15 protein-coding genes are annotated in these 20,171 nt (G+C 56.7%); 11 read left to right on the top strand and 4 right to left on the bottom strand.

Annotated features, from left to right (window positions below):
- Nucleotides 1-76 precede the first annotated feature (76 nt).
- Genes dppB through dppF form a run of 4 tightly spaced genes read left to right on the top strand, consistent with a single transcriptional unit; the run spans nucleotide 77 to nucleotide 4,012 of the window.
- Entirely contained in the window at nucleotides 77-1,096 is a 1,020-nt protein-coding gene (dppB, locus tag GBC03_03355; GenBank protein QFS69317.1) for a dipeptide ABC transporter permease DppB, read from the top strand.
- 9 nt (nucleotides 1,097-1,105) lie between these two features.
- On the top strand, nucleotides 1,106-2,008 hold the full coding sequence (gene dppC / locus GBC03_03350) for a dipeptide ABC transporter permease DppC (GenBank protein QFS69316.1): 903 nt from the start codon (nucleotides 1,106-1,108) through the stop codon (nucleotides 2,006-2,008).
- Nucleotides 2,009-2,018: 10 nt separating this feature from the next.
- Nucleotides 2,019-3,002 carry a dipeptide ABC transporter ATP-binding protein gene (dppD, locus tag GBC03_03345; GenBank protein ID QFS69315.1) on the top strand — a complete coding sequence of 328 codons (984 nt, stop codon included), beginning with the start codon at nucleotides 2,019-2,021 and terminating at the stop codon, nucleotides 3,000-3,002.
- The gene (gene dppF / locus GBC03_03340; GenBank protein QFS69314.1) at nucleotides 2,999-4,012 is read left to right on the top strand and encodes a dipeptide ABC transporter ATP binding subunit DppF; all 1,014 of its coding nucleotides are present in this window, start codon (nucleotides 2,999-3,001) and stop codon (nucleotides 4,010-4,012) included. The genes dppD and dppF overlap by 4 nt, the downstream gene beginning before the upstream one ends.
- Before the next feature lie 55 nt (nucleotides 4,013-4,067).
- Here the strand turns inward: dppF and GBC03_03335 are convergent, their stop codons facing one another.
- A complete protein-coding gene (locus GBC03_03335) occupies nucleotides 4,068-5,366 on the bottom strand; it encodes a transporter (protein QFS69313.1) in 1,299 nt (432 codons plus the stop codon).
- 341 nt (nucleotides 5,367-5,707) lie between these two features.
- On the opposite strand from GBC03_03335, the gene GBC03_03330 reads away from it, so the two are divergent.
- A complete protein-coding gene (locus GBC03_03330) occupies nucleotides 5,708-5,815 on the top strand; it encodes a type I toxin-antitoxin system toxin Ldr family protein (protein ID QFS69312.1) in 108 nt (35 codons plus the stop codon).
- Nucleotides 5,816-5,896: 81 nt separating this feature from the next.
- On the opposite strand, the gene bcsG is transcribed toward GBC03_03330, so the two are convergent.
- Genes bcsG through bcsE form a run of 3 tightly spaced genes read right to left on the bottom strand, consistent with a single transcriptional unit; the run spans nucleotide 5,897 to nucleotide 9,320 of the window.
- Nucleotides 5,897-7,576: a cellulose biosynthesis protein BcsG gene (bcsG, locus tag GBC03_03325; protein ID QFS69311.1), complete on the bottom strand. Its 1,680-nt coding sequence runs from the start codon at nucleotides 7,574-7,576 to the stop codon at nucleotides 5,897-5,899.
- A complete protein-coding gene (gene bcsF, locus GBC03_03320; GenBank protein ID QFS69310.1) occupies nucleotides 7,573-7,764 on the bottom strand; it encodes a cellulose biosynthesis protein BcsF in 192 nt (63 codons plus the stop codon). Before bcsF ends, bcsG begins: the two co-directional genes overlap by 4 nt.
- A complete protein-coding gene (gene bcsE / locus GBC03_03315; protein QFS69309.1) occupies nucleotides 7,761-9,320 on the bottom strand; it encodes a cellulose biosynthesis protein BcsE in 1,560 nt (519 codons plus the stop codon). Before bcsE ends, bcsF begins: the two co-directional genes overlap by 4 nt.
- A gap of 288 nt (nucleotides 9,321-9,608) precedes the next feature.
- Here bcsE and GBC03_03310 point away from each other — a divergent pair, with 288 nt between their 5' ends.
- Genes GBC03_03310 through bcsC form a run of 6 tightly spaced genes read left to right on the top strand, consistent with a single transcriptional unit; the run spans nucleotide 9,609 to nucleotide 20,139 of the window.
- On the top strand, nucleotides 9,609-9,797 hold the full coding sequence (locus tag GBC03_03310) for a hypothetical protein (GenBank protein QFS69308.1): 189 nt from the start codon (nucleotides 9,609-9,611) through the stop codon (nucleotides 9,795-9,797).
- Between the two features lie 11 nt (nucleotides 9,798-9,808).
- Nucleotides 9,809-10,561 carry a cellulose biosynthesis protein BcsQ gene (bcsQ, locus tag GBC03_03305; GenBank protein QFS69307.1) on the top strand — a complete coding sequence of 251 codons (753 nt, stop codon included), beginning with the start codon at nucleotides 9,809-9,811 and terminating at the stop codon, nucleotides 10,559-10,561.
- On the top strand, nucleotides 10,558-13,179 hold the full coding sequence (bcsA, locus tag GBC03_03300) for a UDP-forming cellulose synthase catalytic subunit (GenBank protein QFS69306.1): 2,622 nt from the start codon (nucleotides 10,558-10,560) through the stop codon (nucleotides 13,177-13,179). The genes bcsQ and bcsA overlap by 4 nt, the downstream gene beginning before the upstream one ends.
- A 10-nt stretch (nucleotides 13,180-13,189) precedes the next feature.
- On the top strand, nucleotides 13,190-15,547 hold the full coding sequence (gene bcsB / locus GBC03_03295) for a cellulose biosynthesis cyclic di-GMP-binding regulatory protein BcsB (GenBank protein QFS69305.1): 2,358 nt from the start codon (nucleotides 13,190-13,192) through the stop codon (nucleotides 15,545-15,547).
- Nucleotides 15,548-15,550: 3 nt separating this feature from the next.
- Nucleotides 15,551-16,660 carry a cellulase gene (bcsZ, locus tag GBC03_03290; GenBank protein QFS69304.1) on the top strand — a complete coding sequence of 370 codons (1,110 nt, stop codon included), beginning with the start codon at nucleotides 15,551-15,553 and terminating at the stop codon, nucleotides 16,658-16,660.
- Nucleotides 16,642-20,139, top strand: coding sequence for a cellulose biosynthesis protein BcsC (gene bcsC, locus GBC03_03285; GenBank protein ID QFS69303.1), 3,498 nt, complete (start codon nucleotides 16,642-16,644; stop codon nucleotides 20,137-20,139). Before bcsZ ends, bcsC begins: the two co-directional genes overlap by 19 nt.
- The last annotated feature ends 32 nt before the right edge of the window (nucleotides 20,140-20,171 follow it).

Genomic DNA, 20,171 nt, shown 5'->3' with positions numbered 1-20,171 from the left:
TTGAGGAGGGGATAAGATTTGTGAGCAATACAGACTCACGGTTCCAGGCCGTGTGTCATGAGAGAGAATCCGGGTTATGTTGCAGTTCATTCTCCGACGTTTGGGACTCGTCATCCCCACGTTTATCGGTATCACCCTTCTCACCTTTGCTTTTGTCCATATGATCCCCGGCGATCCGGTGATGATCATGGCAGGTGAGCGTGGTATCTCCCCTGAGCGTCATGCTCAACTGTTGGCTGAACTCGGTCTCGATAAGCCGATGTGGCAGCAGTACCTCCATTACATCTGGGGGGTTATGCATGGTGATTTAGGTATTTCACTGAAAAGCCGTTTACCGGTGTGGGACGAGTTCGTGCCTCGTTTTAAAGCGACGCTGGAACTGGGTGTCTGCGCCATGATTTTTGCCACCGCCGTGGGGATTCCCGTGGGCGTCCTGGCTGCCGTTAAGCGCGGTTCCATTTTCGATCATACCGCTGTTGGCCTGGCGCTGACCGGTTACTCCATGCCTATCTTCTGGTGGGGCATGATGCTTATCATGCTGGTCTCTGTACAGCTCAACCTGACCCCCGTCTCCGGACGCGTCAGCGATATGGTGTTCCTTGATGATTCTAACCCGCTGACCGGCTTTATGCTGATAGATACGGCGATCTGGGGTGAAGAGGGCAACTTCGTTGATGCCGTGGCGCATATGATCCTGCCGGCAATGGTGCTCGGCACCATCCCTCTGGCGGTGATCGTGCGTATGACCCGTTCGTCGATGCTGGAAGTGCTGGGCGAAGATTACATCCGTACCGCGCGCGCCAAAGGGTTGACGCGTATGCGCGTCATCATCATTCACGCGCTGCGTAACGCAATGCTGCCGGTGGTGACCGTGATTGGTCTGCAGGTGGGAACGCTGCTGGCGGGTGCCATTCTGACCGAAACCATTTTTTCCTGGCCTGGCCTTGGGCGCTGGCTGATTGATGCGCTGCAACGTCGCGATTATCCGGTTGTACAGGGTGGGGTGTTACTGGTGGCGACGATGATTATTCTCGTCAACCTGCTGGTCGACCTGTTGTACGGCGTGGTGAACCCGCGTATTCGTCATAAGAAGTAAGGGGCCATCATGTCACAGGTTACTGAAAATAAAGTTGTTGCTGCACCGGTGCCGATGACGCCGATGCAGGAGTTCTGGCACTATTTTAAACGCAACAAGGGCGCGGTAGTGGGACTGGTGTACGTCGCGATCATGATCCTGATTGCGGTATTCGCCAACTTCCTGGCACCGTATAACCCGGCTGACCAGTTCCGTGATGTCCTGCTGGCACCACCTGCCTGGCAGGAAGGCGGCAGCCTGGCGCATCTGTTGGGAACCGACGACGTGGGTCGCGACGTCCTGTCGCGCCTGATGTACGGCGCGCGCCTGTCGCTGCTGGTGGGCTGCCTGGTGGTCGTGCTGTCGCTGGTGATGGGCGTGGTGTTGGGTCTGGTTGCCGGGTACTTTGGCGGCATCGTTGATAACATCATTATGCGTATCGTCGACATCATGCTGGCGCTGCCGAGCCTGCTGCTCGCGCTGGTGCTGGTGGCGGTATTCGGTCCCTCAATTGGTAACGCCGCGCTGGCGCTGACGTTCGTCGCGTTGCCGCACTATGTGCGACTGACGCGCGCCGCCGTGCTGGTGGAGGTCAACCGCGACTACGTGACCGCTTCCCGCGTGGCGGGTGCCGGTGCGATGCGCCAGATGTTTATCAACATCTTTCCGAACTGCCTTGCGCCGTTGATCGTTCAGGCGTCGCTCGGCTTCTCTAACGCCATTCTCGATATGGCCGCGCTTGGCTTCCTGGGCATGGGTGCGCAACCGCCAACACCGGAGTGGGGCACTATGCTAGCGGATGTGTTGCAGTTTGCGCAAAGCGCCTGGTGGGTCGTGACCTTCCCGGGTCTGGCGATCCTGCTGACGGTGCTGGCATTTAACCTGATGGGTGACGGTCTGCGTGACGCGCTCGATCCCAAACTGAAGCAGTAAGAGGTTCGAGATGGCGTTATTAAATGTAGATAAATTATCGGTGCATTTCGGTGATGTTGGCTCCGAATTCCGCGCCGTAGACCGCATCAGCTACAGTGTGAATCAGGGTGAAGTGGTCGGTATTGTCGGTGAGTCAGGCTCAGGGAAATCGGTCAGTTCACTGGCGATTATGGGGCTGATTGATTATCCGGGCCGCGTGATGGCGGAGAACCTGCTGTTCAACGGTCAGGACCTCAAGCGTATCTCTGAGAAAGAGCGACGTAACCTGGTGGGTGCCGAAGTGGCGATGATTTTCCAGGACCCGATGACCAGCCTGAACCCGTGCTACACCGTCGGTTTCCAGATTATGGAAGCGATCAAGGTGCATCAGGGTGGCAACAAGAAAACCCGTCGTCAGCGGGCGATTGACCTGCTAAACCAGGTGGGGATTCCCGATCCGGCCTCGCGCCTGGACGTGTATCCGCATCAGCTTTCCGGTGGGATGAGCCAGCGCGTGATGATCGCGATGGCGATTGCCTGTCGGCCGAAACTGTTGATTGCCGATGAGCCGACGACGGCGCTGGACGTGACCATCCAGGCGCAAATCATCGAACTGCTGCTGGAACTGCAGCAGAAAGAGAACATGGCGCTGGTGCTCATTACCCATGACCTGGCGCTGGTGGCGGAAGCCGCGCATAAAATCATTGTGATGTACGCCGGTCAGGTGGTGGAAACGGGGGCGGCGCACGATATTTTCCGCGCACCGCGTCACCCTTATACCCAGGCACTGTTGCGTGCACTGCCGGAGTTCGCTCAGGATAAAGCGCGACTGGCCTCGCTGCCAGGCGTGGTGCCGGGGAAATATGACCGCCCGATGGGCTGTCTGCTGAACCCACGTTGCCCCTATGCGACGGACAAATGCCGCAGTGAAGAACCTGAACTGGCCCAGTTGGATGGCGGTCGCCAGTCGAAATGTCATTACCCACTCGATGATGCCGGGAGGCCCACACTATGAGTACGCATGAGGCCACCTCGCAACAGCTGTTGTTGCAGGCAATCGACCTGAAAAAATACTACCCGGTGAAGAAGGGGATTTTCTCCCCGGAACGCCTGGTGAAAGCGCTCGACGGCGTATCCTTTACCCTTGAACGCGGCAAAACGCTGGCGGTGGTGGGCGAGTCCGGCTGTGGGAAATCCACGCTTGGCCGTCTGCTGACGATGATTGAAACGCCGACGGGCGGTGAACTGTATTACCAGGGGCAGGATCTGCTTAAGCACGATCCGCATGCGCAGAAACTGCGTCGGCAGAAAATCCAGATTGTGTTCCAGAACCCGTACGGTTCGCTGAACCCGCGTAAGAAAGTGGGACAGATTCTGGAAGAACCCCTACTGATCAACACCTCGCTCAGCAAAGAGCAGCGTCGTGAAAAAGCGCTGGCGATGATGGCGAAAGTGGGGCTGAAAACCGAGCACTACGACCGCTATCCGCATATGTTCTCCGGCGGTCAGCGCCAGCGTATTGCCATCGCCCGTGGGCTGATGCTGGATCCGGATGTGGTGATTGCCGATGAACCGGTCTCCGCGCTCGATGTTTCTGTCCGTGCGCAGGTGCTGAACCTGATGATGGATTTGCAGCAGGAACTGGGGCTGTCCTACGTCTTCATCTCTCACGACCTGTCGGTTGTTGAGCACATTGCTGATGAGGTGATGGTGATGTACTTAGGTCGTTGCGTGGAGAAAGGGACGAAGGACCAGATCTTCAACAACCCGCGCCATCCGTACACCCAGGCGCTGCTCTCCGCCACGCCGCGTCTGAATCCAGACGAGCGCCGCGAGCGCATCAAGCTGACCGGTGAGCTACCCAGCCCGCTGAATCCGCCGCCGGGCTGTGCCTTCAACGCCCGCTGCCGTCGCCGTTTCGGACCCTGCACCCAGTTGCAGCCGCAGTTAAAAGACTACAGCGGTCAACTGGTCGCCTGTTTCGCGGTTGATCAGGATGAAAATGCGCAGAAACCCGTAGCGTAAATTCGTCACTTCTCCAGGCCCGAGGATGCGGTTACGCCCTCGGGCTTTTTTTATTCTATTCAATCAGTTTCAGCAGTGGCGACAGGCACAACAGGATCCCGTAGAGCAAAATCAGCCAGGTTTTCAGACCGCGCAGCTTTTCCAGTGGAGCGACGTTATAAATCAGGAAGAACGGGATGAGGCAGGAGACGATGCCGTACAGCGGGCTGCCCAACTGGAAGAACACCAGCACTGAGACGCGAAACGAAACCCAGACAACCAGCGTAGTGACGATAAACGCGCAGATCCCCAGCGTAATCACGCGTGAAGGAATTTTCCCGACGTTAACGACGCGACCCAGCACATTCAAAATAATGCCCTTCATTGCCTCGTGGAATCCCAGGTAGATCCCAAAGAACGCGGTCAGGACGGCAAAGATATTCAGCACCGTCGAGGTGATGTGAATAATCGGGCCAGGTATGACCTGCGCGGCTAACGCCAGTGCGGAAATGTTTTGCTCAAAGGCGGAGACCGCCTCCTCGTGAGTGATAGAGAAGGTGAACGAGAAGGAGAAAAACAGGATCACCGCAATGAGCGTGATGTAGCTGATACGGTGAGTGCGAATCGCCATGCGGGTTGCCAGTACTCTGTCCGCTTCACGCTTGCGATAGGCAATATTCATCGGGTTGAGAACCTGAATGAAGACCGCCGAAAAGAAGCAGAAGGGGATCGTGAGCAACACGTCGCGAAAGAACACCGTCGCCTGCGGGAAAGCGGTGATATTGCTCAGGTTCCAGTGGGGGATCATCGCCAGCCCAAACACCACGATGATACCGACTTTCACCACCACCATCGGGCCGGAGATTTTGAAAAGCAACTTCTCACCGCCGGAGGCGATCGCCACCAGAGCCGCAAAAATCGCCACTTTATAGACCAACGACTGTGAAAGGTCGGCGTCAGTCAGGCCAAAGGTGCGGATATACGATGCGCTGTCGAACACCACGGAAAGCGAGTAGATAAATATGCCGTGGATGATCATCAGGAAGTAAATCACGCCAAGGAAGACACCCCAGTTTTTCCCCAGGTAATGGCTGATGACATCGGTATAGTCATGACAGGTTTCGCTCTCGGAGAGCGTTTTCAGATAGATATCCTGTACGATCCAGGTGGCAGGATAGGCAATCAGAGAGGCGGTAATAAAAACCCAGATGCCTTTCAGCCCAATCTGCACCGGCATTAATACCGTTCCTGCGCCAATCGCCATGCCAATGCACAGCAGCACCCAGCCAAAATCGTAGCGGGTAAACGGTAAAGTCTGCGATGCCGGTTTGCCGGATGCGCGGTGATCGCAAAGTGGTGATGTGTCGTGCTGCATGGAGTCCCCTGCCAAAAATAGCCGTCACGGCTTGATGACCGCGAGGGGACGCAATTCTACAGAAGAGTGCGGGTCTCTGCCAGTTGACTGATTGCGAGGCGTCACGCAAAGCGAAAGCGTGTCGGATGTCGGGCAAGGCGGGTTATCGTAGAATCTGCTCCAAGCCGGGTGACCCGGTGAGGCGCAACGTTGCGGGGGCTTGATCCCTGGCGGCAATGACGCTAGATGTAGAAAACCCCCGCACATTGCTCGGTAAACCAGGCAACACAACGGGGGCATCCCTATCTCTAGACAAGTTAAGGATAGCCGCGAACGGTTGCCATTGCAACACAGGCGGCGATATGACGCTAACTCAGTTAGGCATTGCCTTCTGGCATGATTTAGCGGCTCCAGCCATTGCCGGCATTATTGCGGGAATGGTTGTGAACTGGCTACGTAGCAGGAAGTAATGCGCTAATGGGCGTCTGCCTGCCGCAGTGGCAATATGCGCCCGAACCAGGCCGCAAGGGCGATCCTTGCGGCCTTCTTCGTTACTGCGGATACGGCACCCAATCGCCACCGTTCAGACGGACGTACGGTTTGTCCTGATACTGGATAACGACCGCGTTGGCGTTTTCCGAGACCGCCGCCGTCTGCGGCAGGTTGCTGGTGAGTTTCGTCCAGTCCACGCTGTCTTCGGTGAAGATCTTACCGTCAAGCACGCGCACCACCAGGTCAGAAATCGCCAGGTAGCTGCTTGGCTGGTTAATGACAATCGGCGCACCCTGATGCGGCGCTTTCATGCCGAAGAATTTCACTCCTGCCGGGACGTTCGTAATCGACGGGCTTGGGATATCACGCAGACCAGAGACCTGCATCCTGTCGCCTTTTAAGGCTCCGCCGTGTTCCGGGACGACCACAACCATCACCTTACGCCCTGATTTCTCCAGCTCAGTGAAGAACGCGTCCAGTTCATCAAAGAATTTCTGTGCGCGGGCTTTGTAATCCGCCGTTTTGCTTACGCCCGGATAGTGGTTACCGTCGTGGAGCGGCAGGGTGTTGTAGAAGGTGGCGCTGCGAGAATCCTTATCTTTCTCCGTGGTCTCCATCCAGCGTTGCAGCACGGCGGTGTCGTCATAAACCGGAGAACCATCAAAGCCCAACAGCGGCGCGGGTAAGCCCTTCTGATCCATCAGCTCAGCCTGCATCCCGCCGTTTTCACGGACCTCTTTCAGGAAGCCGCCGAACTCGCCGTTATGCCCCATCATCAGATGCTGCGTGAAACCCAGTTTTGACAAGTTATCAAACAGATAACATTCGTTGCCTGCTGGCTGATACAGATTGGTGTGCGAGGGCTGTCCACAACTGGCGCGTAACAGACGAATCGCTGCCGGGCCGCTATACGAGGTGGCAGAATTGAAGTGCTTAAACTGAATATCAAAATGCGACCACAGCGGGTGCGACATCAACCCTGCGGCTTCAATATCGGACCAGGAGAGCGAGCAGATGTTGATGACCAGCAGTTCAAACGGCTGCGCATCCGCAGGAAGCGCTGACGGGAAAGGCGTTTTGCGCTTGGCTTCCGCATTGTAGAACGTGTTCAACCATGCGTTGAGATTCGCCGAGGTCGGCGGCGCGGTCTGCGCCGGGATATCACCGACGACCGGCGTTCCTCCGGCGGTCGCGACCGTTTCTGCCGCCGTACCGCCCGTGGTGGTCACCGTGGTCGTCGGTTGACCTGCCGGCCACAGAGAGAAACTGGGGCCTGCCAGCGTCAGGACGTTCAGCCAGACCAGAATCGCCACCACAAAAACGGTAACCCGAATCCATTGTGACAAAAACAGCCACGCGACCAGCAGGACAAACACGGCGCCTATCATCTGCCAGTTGATAAAGCGGGTGGCAAGATCCAGTAAATAGTCCGCGCTAAAACCGGCCACCTGCGAGCCCTGGCTCATAATACTTTCCGGACCAGGCAGCCAGGTGTCGTGCCAGAACAGACCAAAGCCGATCGGAATGGCTATCCAGTGACGAATGCGATGCAGGCTGTAACGCGGAATAGGTATCAGCAGGAAGGCCATAAAGACCAGGTTCAGCAGCGGGTGAAAATTAAGATAGCCCGCCCAGAGCAGGCCGAATTTCACCAGGAAATAGAAGTTCCAGCCAGAAAGGCCGCGCCAGTATTGCCAGAGTGGTGAAGGCAGTGATGCGTTTTGCGTTTGTTGAGTCATTTTTTCGTTGCCCTGGAAATCACCGTGCGGCGCAATGTTCCGGCCGGTTTAACATAACGAGGTTTCGCAAATAACAGCCGGGTCGTATTACTGATCCGCCGAAGTGAATGGCGTGCCAGATACCCCAGCGGGAAGAAAATCAGCGCACAAACAACAATGATCTGCAGGATATCGCTGATGGTCATCATGATGAGCGCTCCGTTTCATCGTCCAGTAAGCGTAGCGGGTGTGGAATGCGGCGCCACGTCTTGCCGTCATGCTCGGCATTGAGGACCGGCTTCACGTTCTGGGTCAGCGGCAGCGGTTGTCCCCACTGCTCTGGCGCCAGTAAACGCATCTGCACCAGTTCAGCGCTGATGAGATTATCTTCAAACCAGACCATGCGGTTAGAAAAGAGATCGCCGGTCGGGAGCGGAAAGATATGATTGAGCGCGGTATCGAGATCGTTCACGCGACAAAACGACAAGAACAGCACCAGGCGGTTGCCGCCAATGGTGACAATATCGCCGGTACGGTGCGGGCGGCACATCGTTAAGGCTTGCTCAACGCGGATACCCGGAACGGGCCGCAACGCTACCATCACCCCTTTCCCGTCGGCAGGCAGCAGGGTGTTGCTCATCATGTTGTTCACCGCTTCACAGAACACATCCCACTTCTGAAAACCGCGCAGTTTCATCGGCTGGGTCATCGACAGTAGCGTCGTGATGTCTTCCGGCACGTAGCGGCTAAATTGCTGGCCCTGAACGCTTTCAATCAGCGTCAGACAACGTGAGAGCGGGGCATTCCACGGAATCACCATATTGGCACCGCAGCCTAACAGCAGGCGTTCATCGGTGGCGCGAAGGCTGGCGATGTTTTCCCGCACGAGGATTTTCAGCGCGCTTCCCCGCTGGCGACGCAGGGTATGAATGCTACGCGCCATGGGTTCAATCTGGCTGTTTTGCTGAAGCGAGAAGATCAGCGTTGCCGCCTGGGCCGTACGCGCCTCATTGAATAAAGCTTCATTATTATCGAATAATTTCCAGTGTTCGGAGAGCGGCGGTGCCCCCTCCAGCACGGCGACATTACTCAGGATCTGTTTTTCATCGCTACGGGGTTGGATTTCAGCCTCTTCTTTCTGTGCCAGTTCCCACTGACCGTCATGATGGCGGATGGTGAGTTGCTGACGAGCGCTGACGCCTTTTTCGTTGCACCAGAAGGCAATATCAAACAAATGTTGATCGCCCTGATAACGCATGCTGGCGAGACCGTAAAGCGATCGGTATTCCCCCATTAAAAGAGAGAATTGTTTATCGTTATTATTCCCGGGGTTAAGCACCACTACAGAACAGTGATGGAGACGCGTCCATTTATTCATTTTGTCCAGCCACAGACGCAAACGTTCAACTGGAATATTTTGCCAGCCGTTATTTGCGCAAATAAGAATGAATAAGTAATGCGTCGGATCCAGAGAGCAGAGTAAATCTCGGGTCATAAAGTATAGACCCTTCTCAGAAGTTGGCATAGAAAATAACTGAATTTTTTCCGGGCCGTGAGATTCATCTAATTTGAATATTTTTCCAGGATCGCTGCCCATAGAAATGGCCGCGACTTTTGCAGTCCCGGTCTGAAAAGCAATCGTTTGATTCGCCAGACTGATAGCATCTTCAACGCGATCAGTGTTAATCCACCAGACTCCACCGGCTGGCATATGGCGTAGTTCATCCCATAATGATGAGATGCCAATTGAAAATACAGGGTCCACAGCGTTCCTCGGGTCGCTATTTTATCTGTTTATCAGTTTACTAGCGAAAGCCCAGAAATAAACCTAACATTGAAATTAAAACGTATCAGATTTAGCATGTGAATCAATTTGGCGAGCAAGAAGCCTTGTAACATCGGCCTTTCCGATTCCATGACGCGTATTTTCACGAAAAAACAACTCAGAAAATGAGCAACTTTTAGCCTTATCGAATTTCGGTGGGGACAAAGCGGAATGCAAACAGAAAAAATGTTTGAAGCATGGCGAGTCTATTCAAAGGGATAAAACAAAATGTCTGACAACGAACCCGGCACGCAAACTGATTCAACATTGGGCTATACCTTTCAAAACGATTTCCTGGCATTAAGCCAGGCTTTTTCATTGCCAGAATTTGATTACACCGATATTTCCCAGCGTGAACAGCTTGCCGCCGCGATTAAACGTTGGCCGCTGTTGGCTGAATTTGCGCAACAACAATAAGGGAGCCGTGAATGGCCATTCTGGGACTCCAGGGCATACGAGGCGGGGTAGGCACGACGTCGATCGCTGCTGCGCTGGCCTGGTCATTGCAATTATTAGGGGAAAACGTACTGGTTATTGATACCAGCCCCGATAATTTGTTGCGCCTGTCATTCAACGTTGATTTCAGTCATCGCGACGGCTGGGCCAGAGCGATGCTCGATGGTCGTGACTGGCAGGACGGTGGGATGCGCTACACCTCGCAACTTGATTTGCTGCCGTTTGGTCAACTGACGGCTCAGGAACGTGAATATCCCGACCGCTGGCTGGAACAGCTGGGCGGTATCGCGGCCGGTATTCGTGCTCTGAAAGAGAGTGGACGATACTCGTGGATTTTACTGGATCTGCCTCCGGGGTGCGCGCCGTTGACCCGGCAACTGGTCAATGAGTGCGACCACACGCTGACGATTGTCAACGCTGACACCAACTGCCATGTTCGTTTGCATCAGCAGTCGCTGCCGGCGGGCGCGCATATTCTGATCAATGACTTACGCGTTGGCAGTCAGTTGCAGGACGATCTCTACCAGGTCTGGCTACAGAGTCAGCGTCGTCTACTGCCAATGGTGATTCACCGCGATGAAGCCGTGGCGGAGTGCATGGCGACAAAACAGCCGCTGGGTGAATACCGCAGCGACTCGCTGGCTGCAGAAGAAGTGTTGACGCTGGCAAACTGGTGTTTATTACATTACTCAGGCCATAAAACCCCTGTCGGGAGCGCATCATGAGTGTCCTGTCCCGGTGGTTGCTTATCCCGCCGGTCAGCGCCCGTTTAAGCGAGCGCTATCAGGGTTATCGTCGTCATGGCGCGTCGCCTTTTAGCGCGGCGCTGGGCTGTCTGTGGGTGATTCTCGCGTGGGTCTTTATCCCGCTGGAGCATCCACGCTGGCAGCGGATCCGTGCCGAACGTAAGGCGCTCTATCCCCATATTAACGCCGCGCGCCCGCGCCCTTTAGATCCTGCTCGTTACGCCATTCAGACCTTCTGGCTGATGGCGGCCTCGCCACGTCAGGAGACGACACCACCCCGCTGGCAGACCTTTTCCCGCCTGCAAGGCTTCGTCGGGCGTTACCACCAGTGGATGGACGCGCTACCGGGACGCGTGACGCAGAACACCACGCATCTGGATAAGCAAAAAGAGCTCGGCCATCTGAGCCCTGGCGCGCGTCGCTTTATCATCGGGATTATCGTCATCTTCTCGCTGATTCTGGCGCTGATTTGTGTGACTCAACCGTTTAACCCGCTGGCGCAATTTATCTTCCTGATGCTGTTGTGGGGCGTTGCGCTGATCGTGCGCCGCATGCCGGGGCGCTTCTCCGCGCTGATGCTGATTGTGCTGTCGCTGACGGTATCGTGCCGTTATATCTGGTGGCGCTATACCTCCACGCTGAACTGGGATGACCCGGTGAGCCTGGTTTGCGGGCTGATCCTGTTGTTTGCCGAAACCTATGCGTGGATTGTGCTGGTATTAGGCTACTTCCAGGTTGTCTGGCCGCTGAACCGCCAGCCGGTGCCGCTGCCAAAAGACATGTCGCTGTGGCCGACGGTCGATATCTTTGTGCCGACCTACAACGAAGACCTTCACGTGGTGAAAAACACCATTTACGCGTCGCTGGGTATCGACTGGCCGAAAGATAAGCTCAATATCTGGATCCTCGACGATGGCGGACGTGAAGAGTTCCGCCAGTTCGCCCAGACCGTAGGGGTAAAATATATTGCCCGTACCACCCATGAACACGCCAAAGCCGGGAACATTAACAACGCGTTGAAATATGCCAAAGGCGAGTTTGTTTCGATCTTTGACTGCGACCACGTGCCGACGCGTTCATTCCTGCAAATGACGATGGGCTGGTTCCTGAAAGACAAGAATCTGGCGATGATGCAGACGCCGCACCACTTCTTCTCGCCGGATCCGTTTGAACGTAACCTCGGACGTTTTCGCAAAACGCCAAACGAAGGCACGCTGTTTTACGGTCTGGTGCAGGACGGTAATGACATGTGGGATGCTACCTTCTTCTGCGGCTCCTGTGCGGTAATTCGCCGTAAACCGCTGGATGAAATTGGCGGCATTGCCGTTGAAACCGTGACTGAGGATGCGCATACGTCGCTGCGTCTGCACCGTCGCGGTTATACCTCCGCGTACATGCGTATTCCGCAGGCGGCGGGGCTGGCAACCGAAAGTTTATCTGCCCACATCGGTCAGCGTATTCGCTGGGCGCGCGGGATGGTACAAATTTTCCGTCTCGATAACCCGTTGACCGGCAAGGGGCTGAAGTTCGCCCAGCGATTATGTTACGTCAACGCCATGTTCCACTTCCTGTCGGGCGTTCCACGACTGATCTTCCTGACCGCCCCGCTGGCGTTCCTGCTGCTGCATGCCTATATCATCTATGCGCCAGCGCTGATGATTGCGCTGTTCGTACTGCCGCACATGGTCCATGCCAGCCTGACCAACTCGAAAATTCAGGGTAAGTACCGTCACTCTTTCTGGAGTGAGATTTACGAAACGGTGTTGGCCTGGTATATCGCGCCGCCGACGCTGGTGGCGCTGATCAACCCGCACAAAGGGAAGTTTAACGTCACCGCGAAGGGTGGACTGGTAGAAGAAGAGTATGTCGACTGGGTGATTTCCCGTCCGTACATCTACCTCGTGCTGATTAACCTGTTCGGCGTGGCGGTGGGCGTCTGGCGTTACTTCTACGGGCCGGAAAATGAAATGCTGACCGTTATCGTCAGCCTGGTGTGGGTGTTCTACAACCTGATTATCCTCGGCGGCGCGGTTGCGGTGTCGGTAGAAAGTAAACAGGTTCGCCGTTCACACCGTGTTGAAATTTCCATGCCGGCGGCGATTGCCCGTGAAGACGGACACCTGTTCTCGTGCACCGTGCATGATTTCTCCGACGGCGGTCTGGGGATCAAGATCAACGGTCAGGCCCAGGTGCTGGAAGGGCAGAAGGTGAATTTACTGCTCAAACGCGGTCAGCAGGAGTATGTCTTCCCGACGCAGGTCGCGCGCGTTTGGGGTGAACAGGTGGGGCTACAGCTGATGCCGCTGACCACCAAACAGCATATCGATTTTGTGCAGTGTACGTTTGCCCGTGCCGATACATGGGCGCTCTGGCAGGACAGCTATCCGGAAGATAAGCCGCTGGAAAGCCTGTTGGATATTCTGAAGCTGGGTTTCCGTGGCTATCGCCATCTTGCGGAGTTCTCCCCGTCTTCTGTCAAAATAATTTTCCGGTCTCTGACTTCTCTGGTTTCCTGGGTTGTGTCGTTCATTCCACGCCGTCCTGAGCAGGACGAGGTGGCGGTGCAACAGCCGGATCAGGTTATGGCTCAACAATGATGATAACGCGATGAAAAGAAAACTTTCCTGGATTTGTGCAGTGGCAATGGGGATGAGCGCAATCCCTTCTTTCATGACGAATGCGACGCCTGCAACGCAACCACTGATAAATGCTGAGCCAACCGTGGTCCCGGCTGCGGCCGAACCTGCACAGGCAGATGCAAATCAGCCGGTGGGGCAGGTGATGCCGGGTGTACCGGGAGCCGATGCGCCGATTGTGGCGCAGAATGGCCCTTCCCGGGACGTGAAACTAACGTTTGCGCAGATAGCGCCGCCGCCGGGCAGCATGGTGCTGCGTGGCGTGAACCCAAACGGCAGTATTGAGTTTGGCATGCGTAGCGATGAGGTCGTCTCCAGAGCCGTACTGAACCTGGAGTACACGCCGTCACCCTCACTGCTACCGGTACAGTCGCAGCTCAAGGTCTACCTGAATGATGAGCTGATGGGCGTGCTGCCGGTCACCCAGGAACAGTTGGGTAAAAAGACGCTGGCCCAAATGCCGATCAACCCGCTGTTTATCACCGATTTTAACCGCGTGCGGTTGGAGTTTGTCGGTCACTACCAGCAGGTTTGTGAAAACCCAGCCAGCAGTACGCTGTGGCTGGACGTCGGTCGCAGCAGCATGCTGGACCTCACTTACCAGACGCTGGAAGTGCAAAACGATCTCTCGCACTTCCCGGTACCGTTCTTCGATCCGCGTGACAGCCGTGCGGTGACGCTGCCGATGGTCTTTGCCGGAGCACCAGATAGTACCCTGCAACAGGCGGCGTCGATCGTGTCTTCCTGGTTTGGCTCCCGGGCGGGCTGGCGGGGTCAGCACTTCCCGGTGTTGTACAACGCGCTGCCGGATCGTAATGCTATCGTCTTTGCCACCAACGACAAACGACCTGATTTCCTGCGTGAACATCCGCCGGTGAAAGCGCCGGTTATCGAAATGATCGGCCATCCGGATAACCCGTATGTGAAACTGCTGGTGGTATTTGGTCGTGACGATAACGATCTGCTGCAGGCGGCGAAAGGCATTGCCCAGGGCAATATCCTCTTCCGTGGTAGCAGCGTGGAGGTGAACGATGTGAAGCCGCTGTTGGCGCGTAAACCGTACGATGCGCCAAACTGGGTCCGTACCGATCGCCCGGTGACCTTCGGCGAACTGAAAACCTATGAAGAGCAACTGCAGTCCACCGGGATGGAACCTGCCGCCATCAACGTCTCTCTGAACCTGCCACCGGATCTCTATCTGCTGCGCAGTACCGGTATTGATATGAACCTCAATTACCGTTACACCACGCCGCCGACCAAAGACAGCTCGCGCATGGACATCAGCCTGAACAACCAGTTCCTGCAAGCCTTTAGTCTGACCAGCAATGAGAAGAGCAACCGTCTGCTGCTGCGTCTGCCGGTGCTGCAAGGGCTGCTGGACGGGAAAACGGATGTCGCCATCCCGGCGCTGAAGCTGGGCGCGATGAACCAGTTGCGGTTTGACTTCGAGTACATGAACCCGATGCCGGGCGGCTCGATTGAAAACTGTATTACCTTCCAGCCGGTGCCGAACCACGTGGTGATTGGCGACGACTCCACCATCGACTTCTCGAAGTACTACCACTTCATTGCGATGCCGGATCTGCGTGCGTTTGCGAACGCAGGCTTCCCGTTCAGCCGTATGGCGGACTTGTCCGAAACCATCACCGTGATGCCGAAAAACCCGAACGAAGCGCAGATGGAAACCCTGCTCGACGCGACCGGGACCATCGGCGCGCAAACCGGCTTCCCGGCGATTAACCTGACCATCACCGATGACAGCAGCAAGATTCAGGGCAAAGAGGCAGACATCCTGATTATCGGGTCGATCCCGGACAAACTGAAAGACGACAAGCGTATTGACCTGTTAGTTCAGGCGGCGGAGAGCTGGGTGAAAACCCCGATGCGCCAGACGACGTTCCCGAGCATCATGCCGGATGAAGCCGATCGCAAAGCGGATGCGCAGGCGACGGTGACGTCAAGTGGACCGATGGCTGCGGTCGTCGGCTTCCAGTCACCGTTCAGCGATCAGCGTAGCGTAGTGGCGCTGCTGGCAGACAGTCCGCGCGGCTATGAATTGCTGAACCAGGCCATCAATGACAGCGGTAAACGGGCGGCAATGTTTGGTTCTGTCTCTGTGATCCGCGAATCTGGCGTGAGCAGTTTACGCGTCGGCGATATCTACTACGTGGGTCACCTGCCGTGGTTTGAACGTCTGTGGTACGCGCTGGCCAACCATCCGGTGCTGTTAGCGGTACTGGCGGCCATCAGCGTGGTGTTACTGGCCTGGGTGCTGTGGCGTCTGCTGCGCATCATCAGTCGCCGCCGTCTCGATCCGGATCATGAGTGATAAATAATGAACGCGTTGCGTAGTGGGATAGTCATGGTGTTAATGCTGGCCGCGCTGAGTGTACAGGCGGCCTGTACCTGGCCTGCATGGGAGCAATTTAAAAAGGATTACATCAGTCAGGAAGGGCGGGTGATTGATCCCAGTGACGCACGCAAAATTACCACCTCGGAAGGGCAAAGTTATGCAATGTTCTTTGCCCTCGCCGCCAACGATCGCCGGGCCTTTGATGCGTTACTTGACTGGACGCAGAACAACCTCGCGCAAGGGTCGTTACAGGAGCATCTGCCCGCCTGGCTGTGGGGACAAAAAGAACCTTCCACCTGGGCGGTGCTGGATAGCAACTCCGCTTCTGATGGCGATATCTGGATCGCGTGGTCGCTGCTGGAGGCGGGACGCTTGTGGAAAGAGCCGCGCTACACCGATATCGGCAAAGCCCTGCTGAAGCGGATTGCCAGCGAAGAAGTGGTAACGGTGCCGGGGCTGGGCTCCATGCTCTTACCCGGCAAGATTGGTTTTGCCGAAGCCAACACCTGGCGCTTCAACCCGAGCTATCTGCCGCCGCAGCTGGCGCAGTATTTCGCCCGCTTCGGCGCGCCGTGGTCCACCCTGCGCGAAACCAACCAGCGACTGCTGTTAGAAACCGCGCCGAAAGGCTTCTCGCCGGATTGGGTCCGTTACGAGAAAAACAAAGGCTGGCAACTGAAGCCAGAGAAAACGCTGGTCAGCAGTTACGACGCGATTCGCGTCTACCTGTGGGCGGGCATGATGCATGACGGCGACCCGCAGAAAGCGCGGCTGCTGGCAAAATTCAAACCGATGGCAACCCTGACAACTAAAAACGGTCTCCCGCCGGAGAAAGTGGACGTCGCCAGCGGCAAAGCGCAGGGCAATGGCCCGGTGGGCTTTTCTGCGGCCTTACTGCCTTTCCTGCAAAACCGCGACGCACAAGCGGTGCAGCGACAGCGCGTGACGGACCATTTCCCTGGCAGCGATGCCTACTATAGCTACGTGCTAACCCTCTTCGGACAAGGGTGGGATCAGCATCGTTATCGCTTCACCGTTAAAGGTGAGCTACTACCTGACTGGGGCCAGGAATGCGCAAGTTCAAATTAAGTTTACTCGGGGTCTCACTCGGCATTGCCCTGATGCCTTTTGCCGACGCGGCGCCGTCGGCGCAACAGCAGTTGCTGGAGCAGGTGCGGTTAGGCGAAGCCACGCACCGTGAAGATCTGGTGCGTCAGTCGCTCTATCGCCTCGAACTGATTGACCCGAATAATCCGGACGTGGTCGCTGCCCGTTTTCGCTACATGCTGCGTCAGGGCGATAACGACGGCGCGCAGAAGCAGCTTGAAAGACTTTCTCAGTTAGCGCCGAGTTCTAACGCCTATCAATCTTCCCGCACGACCATGCTGTTAGCGACGCCAGAAGGGCGCCAGTCTTTGCAGCAGGCGCGTCTACAGGCGACGACCGGGCATGCTGAGGAAGCGGTTGCCGCCTACGATAAGCTGTTCAAAGGCAGCCCGCCGGAAGGCGACCTGGAAGTGGAATACTGGAGTGCGGTGGCAAAAATTCCTGCCCGCCGCAATCAGGCGATCAATCAGTTGAAGGCAATTAACGCCCGCAGTCCAGGCAATAACACGCTGCAAAATACGCTGGCGCAGTTGCTGTTTGATAACGATCGTCCAGCGGAAGGCTTTGTGATTCTGGAGCAGATGGCGAAATCCAACTCCGGGCGGAATGCCGCAGCCAATATCTGGTACACCCAGATCAAGGATATGCCGGTCAGCGACGCCAGCGTGAAGGCGCTGCAAAAATACCTCATGGTATTCAGTGAAGGGGACAGCGTGGCCGCTGCGCGCAGTAAGCTTAGCGAACAGCAAAAACAGCTCTCCGATCCTACATTCCGCGCGCGTGCGCAGGGCCTGGCGGCAGTTGAAGCCGGACAGGGCGGACGGGCGGTCTCTGAACTGCAGCAGGCGGTGAAAGCGAACCAAAGCGACAGCGAGGTCGTGGGCGCGCTGGGGCAGGCCTATTCTCAGCGTGGCGATCGCGCCAGCGCCGTTGCGCAGTTTAAGAAAGCACTGGCGATGGATCCGCAAAGCGGGAGCCGCAGCAAGTGGGAAAGCCTGTTGAAAGTGAACAGCTACTGGCTGGCGATTCAGCAGGGCGACGCCGCGTTGAAAGCCAACAATGTTGACCAGGCTGAACGCCTCTATCAGCAGGCCAGAAACATCGACAATACCGACAGCTATGCGGTTCTGGGACTGGGCGATGCGGCAATGGCGCGGAAAGATTATCCGGCTGCCGAACGCTACTATCAGCAGACGCTGCGCATGGACAGCGGCAACACCAATGCCGTACGCGGTCTGGCAAACCTTTATCGCGCGCAGTCGCCGGAGAAAGCCTCCGCGTTTATCGCCACGCTCTCTGCCAGTCAGCGTCGCAGCATTGATGACATTGAACGCGGTCTGGAAAACGATCGCCTGGCGCAGCAGGCTGAAACGCTGGAAAACCAGGGCAACTGGGCGCAGGCGGCGGAACTGCAACGCCGTCGACTGGCGCTGGATCCGGGCAGCGTCTGGATAACCTATCGTCTGTCACGCGACCTGTGGCAGGCCGGGCAGCGCAGCCAGGCTGACGCACAGATGAGTGCGCTGGCGCGCCAGAAACCCAACGACCCGGAACAGGTTTACGCGTACGGACTGTACCTGTCCGGCAATAATCAGGATCGGGCGGCGCTGGCGCATATCAACAGCCTGCCGCGCAGTCAGTGGAACAGCAACATTCAGGAACTGGCAGAACGGTTGCAGAGCAACCAGGTGCTGGAAACGGCTAACCGCCTGCGCGACAGCGGCCGGGAAGCCGAGGCCGAAGCGCTGTTACGTCAACAGCCTGCTTCGACCCGTCTCGACTTAACGCTGGCCGACTGGGCGCAGCAGCGCGGGGAATACAATGCGGCGCGAGGCGCTTACGACGCCGTGCTGGCGCGCGAACCGGACAACGTCGATGCGATGTTGGGTCTGACAGAAGTGTACATCGCCCAGGGCGACAAGCCCGCCGCGCGAGCGCAACTGGCAAAACTGCCCGCAACGCAGACCCCGTCGATCAACATGCAGCGGCGGATTGCGCTGGCGCAGATGCAGCTTGGCGACACCGCTGCCGCAACGCAGACCTTCAACACTCTGATTCCGCAGGCCAAAGCGCAGCCGCCGTCAATGGAAAGCGCAATGGTGCTGCGTGACGCCGCGAATTTCCAGGCGCAGAGCGGCGAGCCGCAGCAGGCGCTTGATACCTATAAAGACGCGATGGTGGCGTCCGGCATCACGCCAACGCGTCCGCAGGATAACGACACCTTTACTCGTCTGACCCGTAACGATGAGAAAGATGACTGGCTGAAGCGCGGCGTGCGCAGCGACGCGGCGGATTTATATCGCCAGCAGGATCTGAACGTCACGCTGGAGCATGACTACTGGGGATCGAGCGGCACCGGCGGCTATTCCGATCTGAAAGCGCATACCACCATGCTGCATGTGGATGCGCCATATTCGGACGGTCGCATGTTCTTCCGTACCGATCTGGTCAACATGAATGCAGGCAGCTTCTCAACCGATGCGAATGGCCGCTACGACAATAACTGGGGCACCTGTACGCTGGAAGACTGTAGCGGCAGCCGCAGCCAGTCGGATACGGGGGCGAGCGTCGCCGTCGGCTGGAAGAATGACACCTGGAGCTGGGATATCGGCACCACGCCGATGGGCTTCAATGTCGTCGATGTTGTCGGCGGCGTCAGTTACAGCAATGACATTGGGCCGTTGGGTTATACCCTGAACGCGCATCGTCGCCCCATTTCCAGTTCTCTGCTGGCCTTTGGCGGACAAAAGGATGCGCAGAGCCACAACGGCGACAGCAACGACATTAATACGGGCAAAAAATGGGGCGGCGTTCGCGCTGACGGCGGCGGGATTAGTCTCAGCTACGACAAAGGTGAAGCCAACGGCGTCTGGGCCTCTCTTGGTGCCGATCAGTTGACCGGGAAGAACGTTGAGGATAACTGGCGCGTCCGGGGGATGACCGGTTACTACTACAAAATCATCAACGAGAACAACCGTCGCGTGACCGTGGGCCTGAACAATATGATCTGGCACTACGACAAAGATCTGAGCGGTTATTCACTGGGCCACGGCGGTTACTACAGTCCGCAGGAATACCTGTCCTTCGCCGTGCCGGTGATGTGGCGTCAGCGGACGGAAAACTGGTCCTGGGAATTGGGCGGTTCGGTGTCCTGGTCGCATTCGCGCACCAAAACGATGCCACGTTATCCGTTGCTGAATTTGATTCCATCGGATTACCGTCAGGAAGCCAGCGAACAAACCAACGGTGGCGGTAGCAGCCAGGGCTTTGGTTATACCGCGCGGGCGCTGATCGAGCGTCGGGTGACCTCTAACTGGTTTATCGGGACTGCCGTGGATATTCAACAGGCTAAAGACTACGCGCCAAGCCATTTTCTGCTGTACGTTCGCTATTCCGCCGCAGGATGGCAGGGCGATATGGATTTACCGCCGCAGCCGCTGGTGCCTTACGCGGACTGGTAAGGGTTATGATCGCAGGCCGGATAAGCGCTGTG

This window comes from Citrobacter telavivensis, from assembly GCA_009363175.1.
In the GTDB taxonomy this organism is placed as follows: Bacteria; Pseudomonadota; Gammaproteobacteria; order Enterobacterales; family Enterobacteriaceae; genus Citrobacter_A; species Citrobacter_A telavivensis.
Note: the sequence above shows the minus strand (reverse complement) of the source record. Positions and strands in the feature narration are given on the sequence as shown.